The organism is Rhodococcus sp. 24CO, assembly GCF_050586165.1.
In the GTDB taxonomy this organism is placed as follows: Bacteria; Actinomycetota; Actinomycetes; order Mycobacteriales; family Mycobacteriaceae; genus Rhodococcus_F.
This window is the reverse complement of record NZ_JAZFNF010000002.1, coordinates 498,773-517,150: the sequence shown is the minus strand read 5'-3', so window position 1 is coordinate 517,150 and position 18,378 is coordinate 498,773. Positions and strand designations below refer to the sequence as shown.

22 protein-coding genes are annotated in these 18,378 nt (G+C 61.7%); 10 read left to right on the top strand and 12 right to left on the bottom strand.

Translation table 11 applies throughout. The annotated features are described in order from the left end of the window. Positions 1 to 43: 43 nt before the first annotated feature. Positions 44 to 1,819: an ABC transporter ATP-binding protein gene (locus tag V2B23_RS06675; RefSeq protein ID WP_430949620.1), complete on the bottom strand. Its 1,776-nt coding sequence runs from the start codon at positions 1,817 to 1,819 to the stop codon at positions 44 to 46. A gap of 94 nt (positions 1,820 to 1,913) precedes the next feature. Between V2B23_RS06675 and V2B23_RS06670 the strand changes: the two genes are divergently transcribed. Continuing rightward, positions 1,914 to 2,501, top strand: a complete 588-nt coding sequence (locus V2B23_RS06670; RefSeq protein WP_430949619.1) for a TetR/AcrR family transcriptional regulator — start codon at positions 1,914 to 1,916, stop codon at positions 2,499 to 2,501. 4 nt (positions 2,502 to 2,505) lie between these two features. Here V2B23_RS06670 and V2B23_RS06665 read toward each other — a convergent pair whose 3' ends face one another. Beyond that, the gene (locus V2B23_RS06665) at positions 2,506 to 3,477 is read right to left on the bottom strand and encodes a DMT family transporter (RefSeq protein WP_430949618.1); all 972 of its coding nucleotides are present in this window, start codon (positions 3,475 to 3,477) and stop codon (positions 2,506 to 2,508) included. Positions 3,478 to 3,511: 34 nt separating this feature from the next. Between V2B23_RS06665 and V2B23_RS06660 the strand changes: the two genes are divergently transcribed. Beyond that, positions 3,512 to 4,090: a TetR/AcrR family transcriptional regulator gene (locus tag V2B23_RS06660; protein ID WP_430949617.1), complete on the top strand. Its 579-nt coding sequence runs from the start codon at positions 3,512 to 3,514 to the stop codon at positions 4,088 to 4,090. A gap of 59 nt (positions 4,091 to 4,149) precedes the next feature. Here V2B23_RS06660 and V2B23_RS06655 read toward each other — a convergent pair whose 3' ends face one another. After that, positions 4,150 to 4,776: a TetR/AcrR family transcriptional regulator gene (locus V2B23_RS06655; protein ID WP_430949616.1), complete on the bottom strand. Its 627-nt coding sequence runs from the start codon at positions 4,774 to 4,776 to the stop codon at positions 4,150 to 4,152. Between the two features lie 90 nt (positions 4,777 to 4,866). On the opposite strand from V2B23_RS06655, the gene V2B23_RS06650 reads away from it, so the two are divergent. Next, positions 4,867 to 5,325 (top strand): SRPBCC family protein, encoded by a 459-nt coding sequence (locus V2B23_RS06650; RefSeq protein WP_430949615.1) that lies wholly within the window; start codon positions 4,867 to 4,869, stop codon positions 5,323 to 5,325. An 8-nt stretch (positions 5,326 to 5,333) separates the two neighbouring features. Here the strand turns inward: V2B23_RS06650 and V2B23_RS06645 are convergent, their stop codons facing one another. The 3 genes from V2B23_RS06645 to V2B23_RS06635 all read right to left on the bottom strand — a co-directional run bounded on the left by V2B23_RS06645 (position 5,334) and on the right by V2B23_RS06635 (position 8,034). Continuing rightward, on the bottom strand, positions 5,334 to 5,972 hold the full coding sequence (locus tag V2B23_RS06645; RefSeq protein ID WP_430949747.1) for a TetR/AcrR family transcriptional regulator: 639 nt from the start codon (positions 5,970 to 5,972) through the stop codon (positions 5,334 to 5,336). A gap of 97 nt (positions 5,973 to 6,069) precedes the next feature. Further along, entirely contained in the window at positions 6,070 to 6,831 is a 762-nt protein-coding gene (locus tag V2B23_RS06640) for an SDR family NAD(P)-dependent oxidoreductase (RefSeq protein WP_430949614.1), read from the bottom strand. Positions 6,832 to 6,888: 57 nt separating this feature from the next. Beyond that, positions 6,889 to 8,034, bottom strand: coding sequence for an acyl-CoA dehydrogenase family protein (locus V2B23_RS06635; RefSeq protein ID WP_092804239.1), 1,146 nt, complete (start codon positions 8,032 to 8,034; stop codon positions 6,889 to 6,891). Between the two features lie 140 nt (positions 8,035 to 8,174). Between V2B23_RS06635 and V2B23_RS06630 the strand changes: the two genes are divergently transcribed. Next, entirely contained in the window at positions 8,175 to 8,774 is a 600-nt protein-coding gene (locus tag V2B23_RS06630; RefSeq protein ID WP_430949613.1) for a TetR/AcrR family transcriptional regulator, read from the top strand. A gap of 3 nt (positions 8,775 to 8,777) precedes the next feature. After that, entirely contained in the window at positions 8,778 to 9,167 is a 390-nt protein-coding gene (locus V2B23_RS06625; RefSeq protein ID WP_430949612.1) for a hypothetical protein, read from the top strand. Here V2B23_RS06625 and V2B23_RS06620 read toward each other — a convergent pair whose 3' ends face one another. Together V2B23_RS06620 and V2B23_RS06615 are read right to left on the bottom strand one after the other, a co-directional pair. Next, positions 9,168 to 10,409, bottom strand: coding sequence for an RNA polymerase sigma factor (locus tag V2B23_RS06620; RefSeq protein ID WP_430949611.1), 1,242 nt, complete (start codon positions 10,407 to 10,409; stop codon positions 9,168 to 9,170). 6 nt (positions 10,410 to 10,415) lie between these two features. Then, positions 10,416 to 10,760 (bottom strand): YciI family protein, encoded by a 345-nt coding sequence (locus tag V2B23_RS06615; protein ID WP_430949610.1) that lies wholly within the window; start codon positions 10,758 to 10,760, stop codon positions 10,416 to 10,418. 141 nt (positions 10,761 to 10,901) lie between these two features. On the opposite strand from V2B23_RS06615, the gene V2B23_RS06610 reads away from it, so the two are divergent. Then, complete coding sequence (locus V2B23_RS06610) at positions 10,902 to 11,378, top strand: DUF309 domain-containing protein (RefSeq protein WP_430949609.1); 477 nt, start codon at positions 10,902 to 10,904, stop codon at positions 11,376 to 11,378. Further along, a complete protein-coding gene (locus V2B23_RS06605) occupies positions 11,378 to 12,016 on the top strand; it encodes an LON peptidase substrate-binding domain-containing protein (protein ID WP_095887259.1) in 639 nt (212 codons plus the stop codon). The genes V2B23_RS06610 and V2B23_RS06605 overlap by 1 nt, the downstream gene beginning before the upstream one ends. A gap of 6 nt (positions 12,017 to 12,022) precedes the next feature. On the opposite strand, the gene V2B23_RS06600 is transcribed toward V2B23_RS06605, so the two are convergent. Beyond that, positions 12,023 to 12,838, bottom strand: coding sequence for a mycofactocin-coupled SDR family oxidoreductase (locus tag V2B23_RS06600; RefSeq protein ID WP_430949608.1), 816 nt, complete (start codon positions 12,836 to 12,838; stop codon positions 12,023 to 12,025). 215 nt (positions 12,839 to 13,053) lie between these two features. On the opposite strand from V2B23_RS06600, the gene V2B23_RS06595 reads away from it, so the two are divergent. The 3 genes from V2B23_RS06595 (at position 13,054) to V2B23_RS06585 (ending at position 15,422) form a co-directional block, all read left to right on the top strand. Then, positions 13,054 to 13,833 carry an IclR family transcriptional regulator gene (locus V2B23_RS06595; protein WP_187328638.1) on the top strand — a complete coding sequence of 260 codons (780 nt, stop codon included), beginning with the start codon at positions 13,054 to 13,056 and terminating at the stop codon, positions 13,831 to 13,833. A gap of 216 nt (positions 13,834 to 14,049) precedes the next feature. Further along, positions 14,050 to 15,192, top strand: a complete 1,143-nt coding sequence (locus tag V2B23_RS06590) for a Rieske 2Fe-2S domain-containing protein (RefSeq protein ID WP_430949607.1) — start codon at positions 14,050 to 14,052, stop codon at positions 15,190 to 15,192. Next, a complete protein-coding gene (locus V2B23_RS06585; protein ID WP_430949606.1) occupies positions 15,189 to 15,422 on the top strand; it encodes a hypothetical protein in 234 nt (77 codons plus the stop codon). Before V2B23_RS06590 ends, V2B23_RS06585 begins: the two co-directional genes overlap by 4 nt. Before the next feature lie 8 nt (positions 15,423 to 15,430). On the opposite strand, the gene V2B23_RS06580 is transcribed toward V2B23_RS06585, so the two are convergent. The 3 genes from V2B23_RS06580 to V2B23_RS06570 are packed head-to-tail and all read right to left on the bottom strand — an operon-like array spanning position 15,431 to position 18,317. After that, positions 15,431 to 16,054 (bottom strand): LutC/YkgG family protein, encoded by a 624-nt coding sequence (locus V2B23_RS06580; RefSeq protein WP_430949605.1) that lies wholly within the window; start codon positions 16,052 to 16,054, stop codon positions 15,431 to 15,433. Beyond that, positions 16,051 to 17,571, bottom strand: a complete 1,521-nt coding sequence (locus tag V2B23_RS06575; protein ID WP_430949604.1) for a LutB/LldF family L-lactate oxidation iron-sulfur protein — start codon at positions 17,569 to 17,571, stop codon at positions 16,051 to 16,053. Before V2B23_RS06575 ends, V2B23_RS06580 begins: the two co-directional genes overlap by 4 nt. Continuing rightward, complete coding sequence (locus V2B23_RS06570) at positions 17,568 to 18,317, bottom strand: (Fe-S)-binding protein (protein ID WP_430949603.1); 750 nt, start codon at positions 18,315 to 18,317, stop codon at positions 17,568 to 17,570. The genes V2B23_RS06575 and V2B23_RS06570 overlap by 4 nt, the downstream gene beginning before the upstream one ends. Positions 18,318 to 18,378: the final 61 nt, after the last annotated feature.

Here is an 18,378-nt window from a genome sequence, read left to right as displayed (position 1 = left end):
GATCGCTCGGTACCAGCACTCTCGCACATGCCGACTCGCCGGGTCAACAATCCTCGAGCAAAGCCTCGGAATGATCGAGCCGGCCGGCAACCACCATGTCCCGGTACAGGTCGTCCTTGTTCATGAGCTCGTCGTGGTTGCCGATGTTGCGAACCCGGCCGCCTTCCATGACCACGATCCAGTCTGCGTCGCGCACGGTCGAGAGTCGATGAGCGATCGTCACGACGGCTCCGGTGCGCGCACGTTCGTTGATCGCATCGACAATCGCGGCTTCGGTGAGCGTGTCGACCTGGGCAGTGGCTTCGTCGAGCAGGAGCAACGCACTCGGCCGCAGAACCGCGCGCGCCATCGCTATCCGCTGACGTTGTCCACCCGACAGCGATGTGGCTGTCAGTGCGGTGTCGAGCCCGTTGGGCAAAGCCTCGATCGCGTCGTCGAGTCGAAGTAGACGCAGAACAGCCTGCACTTCTTCATCGGTCGCGTCGGGATGACTGAAGACGACGTTCTCTCGAATCGTTCCCGGCACCACCGGCGTCTCCTGCTCGACATATGCCAGGCTTTCACGCACGGCTCGATGATCGAGCGCGTTGTATCCGACTCCGTGCAGAAGAACCTCACCGGTTCCTGGTTCGACAAATCGCAGCACAGTCGAGAGCAACGTGGTTTTTCCTGCACCCGACGGTCCGACGATTGCCATATGCCCCCGCTGCGGGATGACCAGCGAGACGTCGCTCAGCGCCGGCTCGGTCGAGCCGTGGTAACTGACCGTGACGTTGCGCAATTCGATCAGCGGGGCGGCCAGGTCGGTCTTCTCGACAACGTCGACCGCCACGTCCTGTGTCTCCGTGGGCATCGACTGCATCTCGCGAATCCTGATGGCTGCCGCGATTCCCGACTGAACAGAGGTCACGTTTTGTGCGAGCTCCGAGACCGGACCCATCAGAGTGAAGGCGTAGAGCAAAAATGCAATGAGCGTCGAGACTGCCATTTCGCCGTCGGCGACGCGCCAGGCACCGAACCCCAGTATGGCGATGATCGACCCTTGGATGGCGGTCCACGCAACAGTCCATGCGGTCGCGGATACTCGAACCGCTGTGATTGCATGCTTTTTCGCGTCGGCCGCATTGTTCGTCACAAGAGTGCCGACTCGATCCTCGGCGAGTGACACCTTGACCGTCCGGATTGCGCGCAAGCCACCTTCGAGAACTCCACCGAGCTTGCCGAGCGATTCCTGGGTTCGAGCCTCGGCTGCGGAAATCCGAGGCATCAGAACGGCAAAGAGAATGGAGGCGAACACGATTGCCACCATGGTCACGCCCAGCAACGGCAGATCGAGAACACCCATCAGGACAATCGTTCCGATGGTCAGGGCGGCGGCATTGAGAATGTTCACCGCGGCCGACGACGCGGCCTCACGCAACAGCAAGGTGTCCGACGTGACTCGGGTGACCAATTCGCCGACTGACCGCGATTGCACCGACGGCACGGTCGCGGCCAGGAACCGCCTGATCAGCGAGGACCTGGCGTCGAACACGACCTTCTCCGCAGCCGTGCCCAGGACGATCCATTGAGCACAGCCGAGCACCGCACCCACGACGAGAAGGACGACCAGCGTCAGGATCGGCCCTTGCAGCGAAGCGCCGGTATCAAGTGTGTCGAGAACCCACTTGGTGACCATCGGCGTTGCCAGTGTCGCCGCGGAGCCACACAGAGCCAAGACCAACCCGAGCAGGAGCGACGGCAGGTGCGGGCGAGCGAACTCCGAGAGAACGCGAAGGTTGCTCCATTTCGGCGCGGTAGGAGTATCGGATTCAAGCATGAATTTATGGAACACGAATGTTCCAAAAAGGGCAAGGAAATTCCGATACGGAAAGACTGGATACCGAAACCGGACACGGCTACGCTTCGAATTCGTGACAACGATCCACAGCGCACCAGAACAAAGCGCAACCCGCGAGCGCACACGGAAGGCCATCCTCGAGGCCGCCATTTCGGTGTTCGCGTCCAAACCCGCCGCGACGCTCAGCGAAATCGCATCGGCCGCAAAAGTCGGCCGAACCACCTTGCACCGCTACTTTCCCGAACGGTCAGACCTGGTCGAAGCTGTCGCGTCAGAGGCCACCCGCGCCGTAGACAAAGCTGGCGCAGCTGCGCGACTCGGTGACGGCACCGGCGCCGAAGCACTGGTTCGCCTGTGCCACGAGTATTTCGAACTGGCCGACCTTCTGACGGTCCTGTTCTTCACACCTGGTGTGTATCAAGAAGATTCGTTTGCCGAGTCCGCGTCGAACGACAGCGGAGTCAGCGACGCCATCGAGCGCGGGCACTCCGACGGTTCCATCGATCCCGACATGAGTTCGGACTGGGTGCAGAACCTGTTGTGGTCGCTGCTGTACACGTCGACGGACTACGTCAATCGCGGCGCAGGCACCCGATTGCAAGCGTTGGATCTGACGGTTCGCAGTCTCCGTCGCGGGATCACACCCGATCCCGCGGTCTAGGCCGTCACCGCTGGCGAGAGCAGGAATCCGTTCCCGCATCGGCTTCGTCCCGCTTCTTCGGGCGACTGCCCACGTGAGCGACCACTACGACTGCGAAGATGCCCACCGCCAAGCCGAGCGCGGTGTACGGAGTGAAGGATTCTCCGAACATCAGCGCACCCCAGACCGCGGTGACGGGGGCGATCAGGAACATCAACGTGTTGACGGACGTAACTCCGACGCGACGGAGTAACAACCAGTACAGCCCGTAACCGCCGAAGGTGGACAGCACGATCAACCAGAGCAATGCGATCCAGAATGTGTTGCCACTCGGCGGCACGGCATTACCGGAAGCGACCGCTAGAGCCGTGAAAACTATTGCGCTGGTTGAGCAGTGGATGGCCAGAGCCTGCAGTGGTGGCGTGGACGCGGGAGCGCGTTGCTGGACGAAGGTCGATGCAACCAGGCTGAGCATCCCCAGGAACGGAATCGCGTACGCCCACCACGGTGCCGATGTACCGGCTCCGGCGTCGGCTGCCGTGACCATTGCGACGCCGCCCAGTCCGATCACCAATCCGACCCACTGCATCCGCGGGACTGCGACGCCGAGGACCGGACCGAGCAGCGCCGCTGCCACCAGCGGCTGGATACCGTCGATCAGCGCGGTGGTTCCGGTGTTCACGCCGAGATCGACTGCCCAGTACACAGACAACAGGTAGCCGCTCTGAGAGAGCATCCCGATCACCGCCTGCCTGCCGAGAGTCCGCGGTGTCGGCATCATGTTCCGGCGCCGGGCGGACAGCCAGACAATCGGCACGAGTACCGCCGCGAGCGGAAGGAACCGCCACATCAGCAACGTGGGGATCTCGGCACTGCCGGCGCCGAGTTTTGCTCCGATGAATCCCGAACTCCAGCACGCGACGAACAGGGCCGACAAGGTAGCCGTCACGGCAGATCTCGAGGTCACGATCCGAGGTATACCGATCTGTTTACTCATGGATTCGACTATACAGATCGGTATACTTTTGTCCATGGCAGAGGAATCCACACCCGAATTGACTCCGAAAGCGCTTCGTATCCTGGAATCGGCGTCGAAGTTGTTCTACGAAAAGGGAATTCACGCCGTGGGCGTGGATACCGTCGCACTGGACGCCGGGGTCACGAAGAAGACTTTGTACGAGCGGTTCGGCTCGAAGGACGGTCTGGTCGTGGAATACCTGAAGGACCGAGATCGGCGGTGGCGAGCCTTTCGCGACAAGAAGCTGGCATCAGCCGGAGACAGTCGCGCCGAACAGTTGAGTGCGGTGTTCGATGCTTCGGCCTCCTGGTCCAGGGCGAGCGGAGGCAAGGGGTGCAGCATGATCAACGCGCACGCCGAGTTCAGTGATCGCTCACATCGGGTGTTCGCTGTTATCGCCGACCAGAAGCAGGAAATGTTGGGGCTCTTTCGGCGCATTCTGGCGACGGAAGGGCACTCCGACGAACGCCTCGTCGAGTCCCTCATGCTGCTTCACGAAGGTGCCCTCGTCGCAGACGGGATCGGTATAGGCACCGACCCCTTCGGCGCCGGCCGGGACGCGGCCCTCGAATTGCTGAAGAACTCCAGGTGATCGCCGAAGTCCAGCCGCATCAACCAAACGTCACATCCCCACCCGCTTCGCCCCCACCGTCACCTCCCCACCCGCTTCGCCCCCACCGTGCACCTCGCAATCCCCAAATACCGCTCCACCAACTCGTCCGGCGACAATTCACCATCCGGCCGATACCACTGCGCCACCGCCACGCACATCGTCACCACGGCCCGACTCGCGTCCACCGGATACTCGGCGTCGAACTCACCCGCTCGAACTCCGTCGAGAATGATCCGGTCGACCTGCTTCTGCTGTTCGTCACGCTGAGCGATGTAGCTTGCCCGCCCCTCCGGTTCCATACTCCGAAGCTCCGAAGACGCGATGAACGACTGCTCCCGTCGAAACATGTGGAACCGCAACAGTGATTCGATCACCGCGTCGAAGCGATCCGACGGATCGGGGCCGGCTTCGATCTCGGCGGCATGACTTCGTTCGAGCAACTCGCCCATCACCACCGTGGTCAAGCCGACGAGCAAGGCCTGCTTCGACGGATAGTGGTGGTACAGACCTGGCACCGAGAGCCCCGCTCGCGCTGCGATGTCCCGAATCGAGGCCCCGTGGTACCCCTGCTCGACAAACGCTTCCAGTGCCGCCGCGAGAGGCTTGGACAGACCCCGGTCTTCGTAGTGTCGCCAGGATTCGGGCATAGCAGGCTCGTTTGTCATAACCGTTACCGTAGATCCACTTGCGCCGACACCGAACATGTCACCGTCATTGGTTACAGTCGATGTCCACCGATAAACAAGGGACCAGTCATGATCCACGTTCGCCATTCCGCGGTTGCCGCCGTACCCGTTGACGTCGCGTTTGCCTATATTGACGACTACCGGAATGTCGTGAACTGGATGTACGGCGTATCCGAGTTCCACCCCGACGGGGGCTTCGATCAAGGTCTGGGGGCAACGTTCGACGCCGCCATCCAAATTGGTCCGAGCACCATCCGCTCGAAGCTCGAAATCACCGAGTGGGAGAAAGACCGCATCATCACACTCTCGTCGCTGGGAGATGTCGCCAATTCCTCTACCTGGGAATTCACGCGGATAGACGACACCAAAACCGAGTTGGCGGTCGATTTTGCCTACAAGCTGCCCGACGGCCTGACAGGCAAAGCTCTCGGTCTCGTCGTGGGTCCGTTCATCGAGAACGCGGTCCGCAACAGTGAGGAAACTCTGCGCCAGAATCTCGAAGCGGAGTTCGCCCGCGGAACCCGCTGAGGCGGCGGTTACCGAGGCAATTGGAGCGCGTTTGCCCAAATCTGGGTAGCGGTCTGGACTACGTCCTCGAAGCGCACGGGCTTGCCGTCTGAGCCCGGTTCCTCGGAGACGAACACGCTGTACGCGAAGCGACTCACCATCGACGAGAGTGCCCGCGACGCCAACAACGGATCCAGCGACGTGTCGGCCTTTCCTTCCGCCTGCAACCGTTCGATGGCTTTTGCATTGCGCGTGATGAAGGTTGCGCCGCGGTCGCGTCGTAGTTTCGCGAATGCCGGATCGATCTGCGACACCTGCTCGAGCAGACCCATCAATTTGGCGTTGCGTTGAAACGCCGTCAGGTACGCGCGGTTGCTCGACTCGAGCACAGCGTAAGGATTGTCTGCGTCGCGGACACGACCCATGCCGGGGTGCAGCATGTCTTCCTGCGCGACTTCGAGGACAGCGGCAAAGATCTGCTCTTTGTTGTCGAAGTACGTGTAGAACGTGCCCGTGGAGCAGTTCGCTTCTTTCGTGATGTCCGTCAGACGGGCATCGAGATACCCTGCGCGCTCGAACACCGTTCGAGCCGCTGCGACCAAGGAAGCCCTGGTCCGGACGCCGCGGGCAGTCACCGGCAGGTCACGCAGAAGCTCCGTCGCAGCCATGGATGGTGGCGGACGGTCTTCCCAGTTCTCCTGAGGTTCGGCGCGAGAGGTCACCAGCTACTTATACGGCAAAGCCGGCGACATCTCGGCATCGGCGTCAGGTGATGGTGATTCCTCCGTCGACGGCGATGGTCTGACCGGTGACGTATCCGCCTGCCTCGGACGCGAGCCACACCATGGTGGCCGCGAGCTCTTCCGGATCGCCCATGCGGCCGAGGATCAGGCGCGGAGCCATCGCGTCCAAGTAGCCGTCGTTGTATTGGTCGGTCATTTCCGACTTGAAGAATCCCGGTGCGATGGCATTGACGCGGATGCCCTTGCGGGTTCCCCACTGCTGAGCCAGGTCGCGGGTCAATCCGACGATGCCTGCCTTGCTGGCTGCGTACGCGGCCTGCGGCAGCCCGGCGGTGGTCAACCCGAGGATGCTCGAGATATTGACGATGGAGCTGCCCGGCAGCATCACACGACCGCAGGCCTGCGCAGCCCAGTACGAACCGTTGAGATTGATGTCGATGACGGAACGAAACTCGTCGGGAGTTTCACGGGTTGCCGGAACCGCGGTTCCGACGCCGGCGTTGTTGACGAGTACGTCCACGCGACCGAACTTCTCCATAGCCGCGTCGACCATGTGCTGAGCCTGTGCCGGATCGACAATGTCGGTGGCCACGCACAATGCTTCACGCCCTGCATCACGCACGAGCTTGGCGGTGTCTTCGAGCTTGTCGACGCGCCGGGCCGCGAGCACCACGTCGGCTCCCGCCTCGGCTGCGGCTTTTGCAAATGCCACCCCGAGACCCGACGACGCACCGGTCACGATGACAACTCGATCTGTCAGAGAGAACTTGTCGAGAACAGACATACGCGGTGATGCTCCTGTGGTCGTAGGGCTCGGGGAAAACAGCGCTTGCGGTCGAAACTACAGGCCGAGGTCGCGGCCGATGAGTTCCTTCATGATTTCGTTGGATCCGGCCCAGATCTTGGTGACGCGAGCGTCCATCCAGGCGCGGGCAGCGCGGTACTCGGTCATGTATCCGTAGCCACCGTGCAATTGAACACAGTGATCGAGCACCTCGTTCTGGACCTGTGCGGTCCACCACTTCGCCTTGGCTGCGTCGATGGCGGTCAGCTCACCGGCAGCATGGGCGGCGACGCAGTTGTCGACGTAGGCCTGGGTGACCTCGACTCGGGTCACCAAATCTGCGAGCAGGAATTTGTTCCACTGCAGCGAGCCGATGGGCTGACCGAAAGCCTTGCGGTCCTTGGCATATTGCAGCGTCTCTTCGAGGATCGGAGCAGCGTGCGCGATGTTGGACACCGCAGCGCCGACGCGTTCCTGCGGCAGCATTTCCATCATGTGGATGAAGCCGCGGTCGATCTCACCGATGATGTTGGCGGACGGCACGCGAACGTTCTCGAAGAACAGTTCGGCGGTATCGGACTCGTGCTGGCCGACCTTGTCGAGCTTGCGTCCGCGCTCGAAACCGTCCATGCCGGTTTCCACGGCAAAGAGGGTGATGCCCTTGGACTTCTTCTCGGGGCTGGTGCGGGCCGCGACGATCACGAGGTCGGCGTTGTAGCCGTTGGTTATGAAGGTCTTGGAGCCGTTGATGATCCAGTCGTCGCCGTCCTTGACCGCAGTAGTCTTGAGCGAAGCGAGGTCGGATCCGCCGGAAGGCTCGGTCATGCCGATTGCGGTCAGCATCTCGCCGGTGCAGAACTTGGGCAGCCAACGCTGCTTCTGCTCTTCGGTGGTGAGCTGAACGAGGTAAGGAGCAACAACGTCGGCGTGAATGCCGAAGCTCGAGGCAACAGCTGCACTGGCGCGCGAGAGTTCTTCTGCCAGTACCGCATTGAAGCGGTAGTCGCCGGCTTCGCTTCCGCCGTATGCCTCTGGAACCTCGAGCCCGAGGAAGCCGTTGCGTCCCGCTTCGAGCCAGATTTCACGATCGATGAAGCGCTGGTCGATCAGCTTCTCTGCGACCGGAAGGATGTTCCGGTTGACGAATTCGCGGGCAGATTCGCGAAATGCCTCGTGATCGGGTCCGTACAGAGTGCGACGCATGACGAGTTGCTTCCTTTCGGTGCGGCGTTCCCGCACGTGACGACCAATCTAAGCGAGCGCTTAGAATCTAAGCACTTGCTTATAGTGGTTCGAGAGCGCGATATTGTCAACATCGAAACCCGTCACACCTGGAGGAAACCGTGAGCGATTCACCTGACGTGGTGATCAGCCCCTCCAAAGCTGCGGCCCGTATCCGCGCGGCAGCCGTGGACGCTTTTGCCTCCGCGGGCTACGGCGGCACCACCACGCGTGACATCGCCGCACGACTCGACATGAGTCCCGCCGCCATGTACCCGCACTACCGCTCGAAAGAAGAGCTGCTTTTCGCAATCAGCTTCGAAGGTCACACCGAAGCATTGAAGGTGGTCGAAGGCGCCGACCGACCTGGTGAAGAACCGTCCGTTCGTTTGCAGGAACTGATCAGCACCTTCGCCAGTTGGCAGGCCGGGCACCACTCACTCGCTCGCGTCGTCCAATACGAACTCACTGCACTCACACCAGAGCACTACCGAACCGTCGTCGCGCTTCGCCGCAGCACGACGCGAGTGGTCAGGGAAGTCGTCAATGCCGGAGTCCAGTCAGGTGATTTCGCGATCCCCGACGCAGAAGGTGTCACACTCGCACTGATGTCCCTGTGCGTCGATGTGTGCCGCTGGTTCCCGGCCGGCAATTACACGGATCCGGAAGACATCGGAAAGCTGTACGGAGACCTGGCCTTACGGATGGTCGGCGCGACCTGAGCGATGACTGATCCCCTCGAGCCCACCGAGCGGCACGGCAATTCCGAACAGTCCGACTGGGACATGCAATTCCTGTCAGCCTTGACGATGATGCTGTCGGAACGCCCGTGGGATACCGGTGTGTACGAAATCGAACGCCTGGAATGGGCAGATTCGATCATGACGTTGGTTGTGCGAGTGTGGCAACGAGACGATTCTCGACTTGTGGGGTGGCGGGAGCACCTGCCCACAATCCGGTCCGGATTCGGAACTGCTGAGCCCGCGTCTATTGCGGGCGCCTGGCACGTGGGCGAGTTCTACCCTTGTTATCTCCCGGATCCATATGTGCCCGATGCAGACGGCATTCACTGGGTCGGGCAAGGAAGGCCGTCGTACCGGCAACCACCGAAGTAGCTACTCCGCTATCTCACCGAGCCGACGCTCCAAGTAGGCCCGCTCCGGTTCTGTACCAACCAAATTCAGCGCACGTCGGTATGCAGACATTGCCGCGTCGGTGCGCCCCAACCGCGCGAGCAGTTCGGCACGTGCAAGGTGATACGGGTGGTAGTCGGCAAGTTTGGGCTCCGCTGCCAGTTCCTCCAACGCTGCCAGCCCGACCTCCTCGCCGTCGCGCATCGCCAAGGCAACTGCCCGATTGACGGCCACGACAGGCGAAGGAGTCAACGTGAGGAGCACTCCGTAGAGCGCGCAGATCTGCGGCCAGTCGGTGCTCTGCACATCCGCAGCCTCGTCATGCAATGCGGCGATGGCAGCCTGCACCCCGTACGGCCCCGGCGCTCCCCCCGTCAACGCGACCACGACGAGGTCGCTGCCTTCCTCGATCATCGGCTGGTCCCAGCACCCGCGATCCTGATCTTCGAGGAGCACGATCCCGCCACCAGCGTCGGTACGGGCATCTCGGCGCGCATGCACGAGAAGCATCAACGCGAGCAACCCGGCGATCTCGCGCTCATCGGGAAGCAAAGCGCGCAAGATCCTCGCCAGCCTGATTGCCTCTACCGCCAAGTCGACGCGTTGCAGATCCGGACCCGAGCTGGCGGCGTACCCCTCGGTGAACACCGAATAAATCACCTGTAGAACACCGGGCAGACGCTCGGGGAGTTCTTCGGCGCTGGGAGTCCGGAAGGGAATCCGAGCCTGACGGATCTTCTTCTTCGCCCGCACAATCCGCTGCGCCATCGTCGCCGAAGGCACGAGGAAGGCCCGAGCAACTTCGGGCGTCGTCAACCCCCCGAGACAACGCAAGGTGAGTGCGATTCGGTCGTCCTCGGCCAGCGCTGGGTGTGAGCAGGTGAAGAACAGCTGCAACCGCTCGTCGGGAAGTTCCCCCTCGACGGCGGGCGGCGCCGGGTCGGCACGATCGGCGTCCACCTGCATCACCGCCAGTCGCGCCGCATAGGCCTGATCACGACGAAGCCTGTCGACGGCTTTGCGACGCGCCGTGGTCAGCAGCCAGGCGCCGGGTTTGGCCGGCACTCCATCGACCGGCCAATGCACCAACGCGGCCTCGATTGCATCGGAGGTGACTTCCTCGGCCAGATCCAGATCACCGAAGCGGCGGACGAGCGAGGCCAAGAGTCGTCCACGTTCCTCCCGGAACACTGACTCGATGGAGTTCTCGGCCTGCTCGTCCACGGCGAATCAGTCCCCGAACCCGGCCAGCGGACGCACCTCGACGCTGCCACCGTCGCGCGCGCCGGGGCACCGCGCGGCCCAGGCCAGCGCCGCATCCAGATCGGGAACGTCGATGACGTCGTAGCCGCCGAGGATTTCGCGGGTTTCAGCGAAGGGTCCGTCGGTGACGGTCTTTTCTCCGGACTGCGAGACTCGAACCGTTGTCGTGGTGGTCAGGTCGGCGAGAGCATCACCGGACACCCAGATTCCAGCTTCCTTCATTTCCTTGTCGTAGATCTCCCAGTCCTCCATCGTGCACTGAGGTTCGGTGTCCCCGCCGGGTGCGGTGTAGATGAGCAACATGTACTTCATGGCTGAACTCCCTGGTCTGTTGTTTCTCTTCCGGCTTTCGTGCCTTACAACATGACGACGAACGGTTCTTCCTCAAATCGACAGACAACGCGAAAAAGCTTTTGGCAGGCACTGCGACGAGCTGCCGCTAGGCTGAAGTTTATGTCCGAACGCGACCGCGATGTCGGCGGAAAGCCACTCAACGCACGCCCGCGCGACGGTCTCGGGCGCCCACTGCCCCACGATTCCACGGAAGGTGTTCCTCGAATTCCGGACGACGTACGTCTACCGCCGGACGAGGCGATCACCGAGGCACAACGTCTCCTCGATCACGGGATGCCGTTTCACGCACACGAGATTCTCGAAGGAACGTGGAAAAACGCACCCGCCGAGGAACGCGATCTGTGGCAGGGAATGGCCCAACTTGCCGTCGGGCTCACACACTTGCTCCGCGGCAACACCACCGGCGCGGTGTCACTGCTGACCCAGGGGCACGATCGGATCAGGCACTACGAGATCGAAAGTCCCCACGACCTCGACATTGCAGGTTTACTGACATGGTCCGAGCATTTGATCGCAGAGATCGATCGTCCCGGAGATTTCCCCGCCCCTCCGATTCCGAGGTTGAGAATTCCCTGATGCCTATCTTCCCGATGTTCCCGCTCGGCTCCGCGTTGCTTCCGGGTGAATTGCTGCCGCTCAACATCTTCGAGCCCCGATACCGGGCGCTGGTCGAGAACGTTCTCGCGGCCGCCGACGGTCCACTGTTCGGAGTTGTCCTCATCGCTCGAGGTCACGAGGTGGGCGGAGGGGAATCACGCCACGATGTCGGCACCCTGGCACGCATAGAATCCCATGTCGAGATGGGTGCCGGGCGGTATCAGTTGTACTGCCGGACGGAAGACCGTATTCGCGTCGAACAGTGGCTACCGGATGATCCTTATCCGCGTGCAGAAGTAGAACTGTGGCCCGACGAGAACAACGGAACACCCGTTACAGCCTACGAATACGACTCTTTGCTCGAGCGCATCGAGTTCATGTACGGAATGTTGGGAAAGCTTGCACTGCGGGCCGGCGAACAGACTCCACGAATGCCTGCCCCACCGTCTCCCTTGGATCCGTTGGGTTCGCGGCTGTACGCCCTGGCCCGCAGCATTCCGATGGGCGACGCCGACCGCCTGGCGATATTGACCGCGCCAGGCGCCGACGAACGTATCCGCACACTGTCCGAAGCAGTCGAAAACACCATCGAGGTGGCGCAGTTCAATCTGCTCTGAGTGCGATTACGCCATGGTCTGACCCATATCGATGACGATCTTCGTTCCGGTGACTGCGCGGGAGAGATCTGTCGCGAGGTAGACCACCGCATTGGAGATGTCCTCGACCGTCGTGCGCGGAACGGAGGTGAGGGGCCACTTGTAGGAATTCATGTACTCCGGATGGGTCGTGAGAACCTTGCCGACGTTGGGATCGTTGCCCATCTCGGTCTCCACTGCGCCCGGGTGAATGCTGTTGACTCGAATGTCGAAGCTGCCCAATTCCGTTGCCGCAGTGCGGGCCAAGCCCACGAGGCCGTGCTTGGCCGCCGAGTAGTGCGCGCAACCGGGCGCTTCGGCAACGCCGGCAGCGCTGCTGACAAGCACGATGGAGCCACCGTTGCCGGCCTCGATCATCGCGGGAACCGCAGCCGCCATCGTGCGCCAGACACCGTTGAGATTGATGTCCACCAGCGTCGACCACTGCTCTTCCGGCATCTCCCAGAACCGGTTCCACGTTGCGATACCGGCGTTGGCGATCACGACGTCGAGGCGACCGAACTTCTCGACGCCCGACGCCACTGCCCCGCGCAGAGCCTCGAGGTTGCGCACGTCCGCGACCGCGGTAACGATCTCGCGGCCCTCGGCTCGAACGAGGCGCGCTGTTTCTTCCAGGTCAGCTTCGGTTGCAGCTGCGTAGCCCACGTCCTCAGAGACGGACGCGCACACGTCGACGGCGATGACGTCGGCGCCTTCCTGAGCGAGTCGAATCGCATGATTGCGGCCCTGGCCCCGCGCTGCACCGGTGATGAAAACGACCTTGCCTGCCAACAGTTGTGTCATTCCACGGACGGTAATGCGACTGTGACAGACAGGGTCATCCATTCCCGGACAACGGGAGCGGAAACGGAAGTCGAGACGACGTCCTCTGCGCCGCACCTTGCGCACGACTTCCGAACACCGGGACTGACATTTGAATGTGTCCTGCATCACCGTCACTGTTGTCAACGAGTGGCGGGATACTCCCTGCCTCCGACGCAGTTGAGGACACCAAAGTCGTGAATGGAACGGTCACAACCTCCAAGGTCAGGCGAGCTACCCGAGAATCCATGTTGGCTCGCGTGACGTCGATTGTCGATGCATACACCTCACCGCACGAGCGGCTCAACCTCGAAGAACTGGCACTGCGGACCGGTTTGCCGCGATCGACTACCCACCGGATTCTCCTGGAGATGGTCGAACTGGATTGGCTCATGCGACACGATCGTGCGTACCGCCTCGGCCCTCGGGCGCTGGGCACGGTCGGCCCGGAAGTGGCGCAAGCGCATGTGCGTATTGCGGCCAACGACATCATTCGCGAGCTCTATCTGCGCACCGGCATGGTGATTCATCTCGGTGTTCTCCACGGTGGACACGAGTACTTTCTGGACAAGATGGGTGGACCGCTCGCCGCCGCGTTGCGCTCACGCGTCGGTGCACGATTTCCCGCGCACCGCGGCGCGGGTGGGCGTTCCATGCTGGCTCTGCTTTCCCCGGAAGAAGTCGATCCGATGATCGAGAGAAACCTTGCTGCTGTACCTTCCGACGACCCTCGAGAATTGGATGCCCTGCACGCCGAACTTGCACGTATTCGTACGTCGCACGGCATCGCCTATCAATCGACCGGGAGGGTCACGGGGTTCGGTTCCGGAAGAATCTCCAGCTTGGGTTGCGCGATAAGAACTCCCGACGGTGCGGTGGTGTCGCTGTGTGTCGCGGGCGAGGCTGAGAAGGTTCATCTCGACCGAGTCACGCCACTGGTCAGAAAGGCCGCTGACGACCTAGCAGCAGCCGTGTGACCTGCTCCATCTCAATGGCCGAGATGCACCGACTCTCCATCCACAGCCTTTGGCTTACTGATTCGAGTACGGCGCTCACTGACAAAGATGACGAAAGGAATCACGTGGACGATTCGCGTCAAGATGGGACGTCATCGGGCTGAGCGGTAACGCGGCCCACGTCACTGGCTGATCACGCATTCACCCAACCAGCATTCGACCAAAGGAGCCTCACCAATGACAACATCAGTACCCGACTCAGACGACGCTATCCGCGAGATTCAGGCCGGCGACGCCCCCACCCGATTCGCTCGCGGCTGGCACTGCCTTGGCCTATCTCGCGAATTCAACGACGGAAAACCGCACTCCATCAACGCTTTCGGAACCAAGCTGGTCGTCTTTGCCGGCGAGAGTGGTGATCTGAAGGTGCTGGACGCCTACTGCCGCCACATGGGTGGCGATCTGTCGCAAGGTGAGGTCAAGGGTGACTCTGTAGCGTGCCCGTTCCACGACTGGCGTTGGGGCGGCAACGGCAAATGCACCGGCATCCCCTACGCCCGCCGCGTACCTCCGCTGGCCCGAACGCGCTCCTGGCCGACGCTCGATCAGGACGGAATGCTGTTCGTCTACAACGACCCCGAGGGTAACCCGCCGCCGCCCGAGGTAGCACCGCCGCGCATTCTCGGCGCCCTGTCCGACGAGTGGACGGATTGGAAGGGCTTCAAGCAGATCGTCGTCAACACGAACTGCCGTGAACTCATCGACAACAACGTCGACATGGCTCATTTCTTCTACATCCACAAGTCATTTCCCACGTACTTCAAGAATGTCTTCGAAGGCCACGTCGCTGCTCAGTACATGAACGGCGTTGGTCGGGACGATTTTCGTCGGCCCGCCGCGGCCGGTGAACCGAAACTGTCCGGAAATAGTTCTTCGGCAGCGTATTACGGCCCGTCGTTCATGATCGACGAGTTGACATACCACTACGAGAACTTCGATATCGAGTCGGTTCTCCTCAACTGCCACTACCCGATCGACGAAAACAGTTTCGTGTTGACATACGGCGTGATCGTCAAGAACTCCGAACATCTCGACGGTGAAGCGGCGACCAGCATGGCCGAGAGCATGAGCGGGTTCATCAGCACCGGTTTCGAGCAGGACGTCGAGATCTGGAAGAACAAGGCACGCATCGACAATCCACTCCTCTGCGAACAGGACGGTCCGGTGTACCAGCTTCGCCGTTGGTACGAGCAGTTCTACGTCGACGTCGCCGACATCACCCCGGACATGGTGGCCCGCTTCGAATACGAACTCGACACCACACGTCCCGTCGAGTCGTGGCGACAAGAGGTCGCCGACAACATGGCAGCACGTCAGTGAGCGAGGCTGTTCAGATCACCTGCGGGACATGCTCGGCTGAGGTTGTGGTGGAGAAGTTCAGTTGGCACCACACAACGGTGCAGTGGGACGCGGCGACGCTGTCCAAGTGCACCGAACTCGGCGTCCCCGCTACGGAGACGCACGACATCGCCGCGATCCGCAGCTGCCCACGGCTACGCGACGCGATCGATGCCGCGGCTGTCGAGGGAAGGTTCGGCAACCTCGACTGACACCTTCATCAGTCGACGATCACGACATGCAGATTTCGTGGGCCGTGAACACCTTCGACACGTTCGAGTTCGATATCCGAGGTCGCCGACGGCCCGCTGATCATGGTGGTGGGCCGCTCGGGGGTCAGCTTTGTCATCGCCTCGGGCACACCCACTTCCACGCTTGCGGCATCTACGACGCAAATGTGGGTGTCGGGCACCAGAGTCAACGCGCGACGCCCTTGATCCGGACCGGCATCGAGAAAAATGGTGCCGGTCTCAGCGCAGGACACTCTTGACCCGGTAACTACCGCGTCCAGTCTCTCGAGCTCGGGCGCCGGCACTTCGGAGCTGTCGATCACCAATTCGCCGCCGAAGCCGACAAGCCAGGAGCGGTCGAGGCCGGCCGGTATGCCCACTGTTTTCAGATCGTTCGCGGCGAGAATATCGTTGATCTTTTCCGCGATATCCGATGCGCTGCACTGGTGGACATGCGCCTTGTAGTCCACCAAACGGTCGACAAGAAGTTCGATGCGCTCGGCATCGGGCAAGCTTCTGCCGGTGCGGTAATGGCGCGGGATTTCGGCGTCGCGAGCCGGAGCCAGTGTGATGGCGTCACGGATGCGTCCGAGCACCACTTCGCGTGAATTCATTTGCCTGCCTTCCCGTCACGACGAGCCTCATCCAGTGCCGCTCGGCCTTCATCGGAGTCCCACCAGGATCGAAACGTTTGCTTGGGCGGTGCCGGGATATCCCTGGCCGCAGTCCAGCCGTTCAGCGGTGGCGGAAGCGTCGAAATCTTGCCCTTCTTGCCGGCCACTATGCGGCCCAGCCCAGCTGCCTTCTGCGCAGCGGTCCAGCGCCTCGACGAGGACATCGCAAACGACGCTGCTTTCATCGCCACCGATTCAGCCGTCACACCGGCCTGTTCCACCTTCTGGTGCCTCAATTCGACAAGCAGCGAGGGGATGTCGATCTTGACCGGGCACGCGTCGAAGCACGCACCGCACAGGCTCGAAGCAAAGGGAAGCGTCGAGTTGGGGTCGTCCTTGCCGTGCATTCCGGCCAGCTGGGGTGTGAGCACTGCACCGATCGGTCCCGGATACGTTGATCCGTAAGCGTGTCCTCCCGTGCGTTCGTAGACAGGGCACACGTTGAGGCAGGCCGAGCACCGAATGCAGTTGAGCGCTTCGCGGCCGATCTTGTCGGCCAAGGCCGCGGTACGGCCGTTGTCGAGCAGCACAAGGTGAAACTCCTGTGGGCCGTCACCGGGCGTGACGCCGGTCCACATCGAGGTGTACGGGTTCATACGCTCACCCGTCGAGGATCGCGGGAGAAGTTGGAGGAACACCTCGAGATCCTGATATGTCGGCAGGATCTTCTCGATGCCCATCACGGTGATCAGAGTTTTCGGCAGCGTCAGGCACATACGTCCGTTGCCCTCGGACTCCACGACGGTGAGCGTGCCGGTATCCGCGATCCCGAAGTTTGCACCGGAGATAGCCACCGGGGTGGTCATGAACTTGTGGCGCAGGAACTTTCGCGCGGCTGCCGCAAGATCGGCCGGATTGTCCCCGAGATCGGGGTCCACATCGGGCATCTCACGCAGGAAGATCTCCCGAATTTCAGATCGATTGCGATGGATCGCAGGAACCAGGATGTGCGACGGTTTGTCGTGGCCGAGTTGGACGATCAATTCCGCAAGATCGGTCTCGTACGCCAGAATGCCCTGGTTTTCCAGGTATTCGTTGAGTCCGATCTCCTGCGTTGCCATCGATTTGACCTTGATGACCTCATCGGAGCCGGTGGCTTTGACGAGCTCGGTCACAATAGCGTTGGCCTCGTTGGCATCTGCCGCCCAGTGAACGTGTCCGCCGCGAGCGATGACCGCAGCTTCGAACTGTTCGAGGAGTTCAGGCAACCGTGCCATGACATCGGTCTTGATCGCAGATCCGGCATCGCGCAACTCTTCCCAGTCCGGAAGCTCACCGGTGACATTGAGGCGCTTGGCACGGATGGTGTGTGTGGCCTTGCCTATATTGCGACGCAGTTGCGCATTTGCCAGCTCGTGATGCGCTGCGACGGGGAACTTTTCGGTTCCGCGCAGGAATCCCGCACCTTCGGGGGATCTCGGGGGGAAGCTGGGCAGACCCAACGTCACTGCGCTCATGCGTGCACCCGGCTTTCCACCGATGCCAGAATCTCCGCGAGGTGAATGGTCTTGGTGCCCATCTGCAGTCGCGACATTCCGCCGCCGATATGCATCAGGCAGGAGGAATCACCGGCGCTGCAGAACTCGGCACCGGTGTCGGCCACATGGCGAATCTTGTCGGCCAACATGGCCGTCGACGTCTCGGCATTCTTGATGGCAAACGTGCCGCCGAATCCGCAGCAGGAATCTGCTTCGGGGAGTTCCACCAGATCGATGTCGCGAACGTTGCGCAGCAACTGCAGCGGCTTGTCGCCTACTCGCAGCATGCGCAGCGAGTGGCAAGTCGGGTGATAGGTGACCCGGTGTGGGAAGTACGCGCCGACATCGGTGACACCCAGAACGTCGACGAGGAATTCGGAGAGTTCGTACGTTTTAGCTTTCACCGTCTGCACTTGCCCACACAGTGACGCTGTGCCGTAGCGCTCGGCGACAACCTCGTGCTGATGCCGGACCGAGCCCACACACGATCCCGACGGCGCAACAACCGCGTCGATCGACGTGTCGCCGAACGTATCGGCGTAGTTCGCGACCAGCGGCAGTGCACCGGGCTGATAGCCGGTGTTGACGTGCATCTGCCCGCAGCAGGTCTGCCCGGGAGGAAACACGACGTCGTGCCCGAGACGGGTGAGCAGGAGGGCGGTGGCCTTGGCCGCATCAGGAAACATCGTGTCTCCGATACAGGTGGCGAACAGCGCTACTCGCATGTGATCTCCGCAATCTTTCGGTGTGGTCAGACCACAGTAAAGCACGGTCAGCGCCACGAGG

Bases quoted from the DNA above. Each gene is read 5' to 3' on its own strand.
- V2B23_RS06675 (WP_430949620.1), bottom strand. From the start codon at position 1,819: ATGCTTGAATCCGATACTCCTACCGCGCCGAAATGGAGCAACCTTCGC.
- V2B23_RS06665 (WP_430949618.1), bottom strand. From the start codon at position 3,477: ATGAGTAAACAGATCGGTATACCTCGGATCGTGACCTCGAGATCTGCC.
- V2B23_RS06660 (WP_430949617.1), top strand. From the start codon at position 3,512: ATGGCAGAGGAATCCACACCCGAATTGACTCCGAAAGCGCTTCGTATC.
- V2B23_RS06655 (WP_430949616.1), bottom strand. From the start codon at position 4,776: ATGACAAACGAGCCTGCTATGCCCGAATCCTGGCGACACTACGAAGAC.
- V2B23_RS06650 (WP_430949615.1), top strand. From the start codon at position 4,867: ATGATCCACGTTCGCCATTCCGCGGTTGCCGCCGTACCCGTTGACGTC.
- V2B23_RS06645 (WP_430949747.1), bottom strand. From the start codon at position 5,972: ATGGCTGCGACGGAGCTTCTGCGTGACCTGCCGGTGACTGCCCGCGGC.
- V2B23_RS06640 (WP_430949614.1), bottom strand. From the start codon at position 6,831: ATGTCTGTTCTCGACAAGTTCTCTCTGACAGATCGAGTTGTCATCGTG.
- V2B23_RS06635 (WP_092804239.1), bottom strand. From the start codon at position 8,034: ATGCGTCGCACTCTGTACGGACCCGATCACGAGGCATTTCGCGAATCT.
- V2B23_RS06625 (WP_430949612.1), top strand. From the start codon at position 8,778: ATGACTGATCCCCTCGAGCCCACCGAGCGGCACGGCAATTCCGAACAG.
- V2B23_RS06615 (WP_430949610.1), bottom strand. From the start codon at position 10,760: ATGAAGTACATGTTGCTCATCTACACCGCACCCGGCGGGGACACCGAA.
- V2B23_RS06610 (WP_430949609.1), top strand. From the start codon at position 10,902: ATGTCCGAACGCGACCGCGATGTCGGCGGAAAGCCACTCAACGCACGC.
- V2B23_RS06605 (WP_095887259.1), top strand. From the start codon at position 11,378: ATGCCTATCTTCCCGATGTTCCCGCTCGGCTCCGCGTTGCTTCCGGGT.
- V2B23_RS06600 (WP_430949608.1), bottom strand. From the start codon at position 12,838: ATGACACAACTGTTGGCAGGCAAGGTCGTTTTCATCACCGGTGCAGCG.
- V2B23_RS06590 (WP_430949607.1), top strand. From the start codon at position 14,050: ATGACAACATCAGTACCCGACTCAGACGACGCTATCCGCGAGATTCAG.
- V2B23_RS06580 (WP_430949605.1), bottom strand. From the start codon at position 16,054: ATGAATTCACGCGAAGTGGTGCTCGGACGCATCCGTGACGCCATCACA.
- V2B23_RS06575 (WP_430949604.1), bottom strand. From the start codon at position 17,571: ATGAGCGCAGTGACGTTGGGTCTGCCCAGCTTCCCCCCGAGATCCCCC.
- V2B23_RS06570 (WP_430949603.1), bottom strand. From the start codon at position 18,317: ATGCGAGTAGCGCTGTTCGCCACCTGTATCGGAGACACGATGTTTCCT.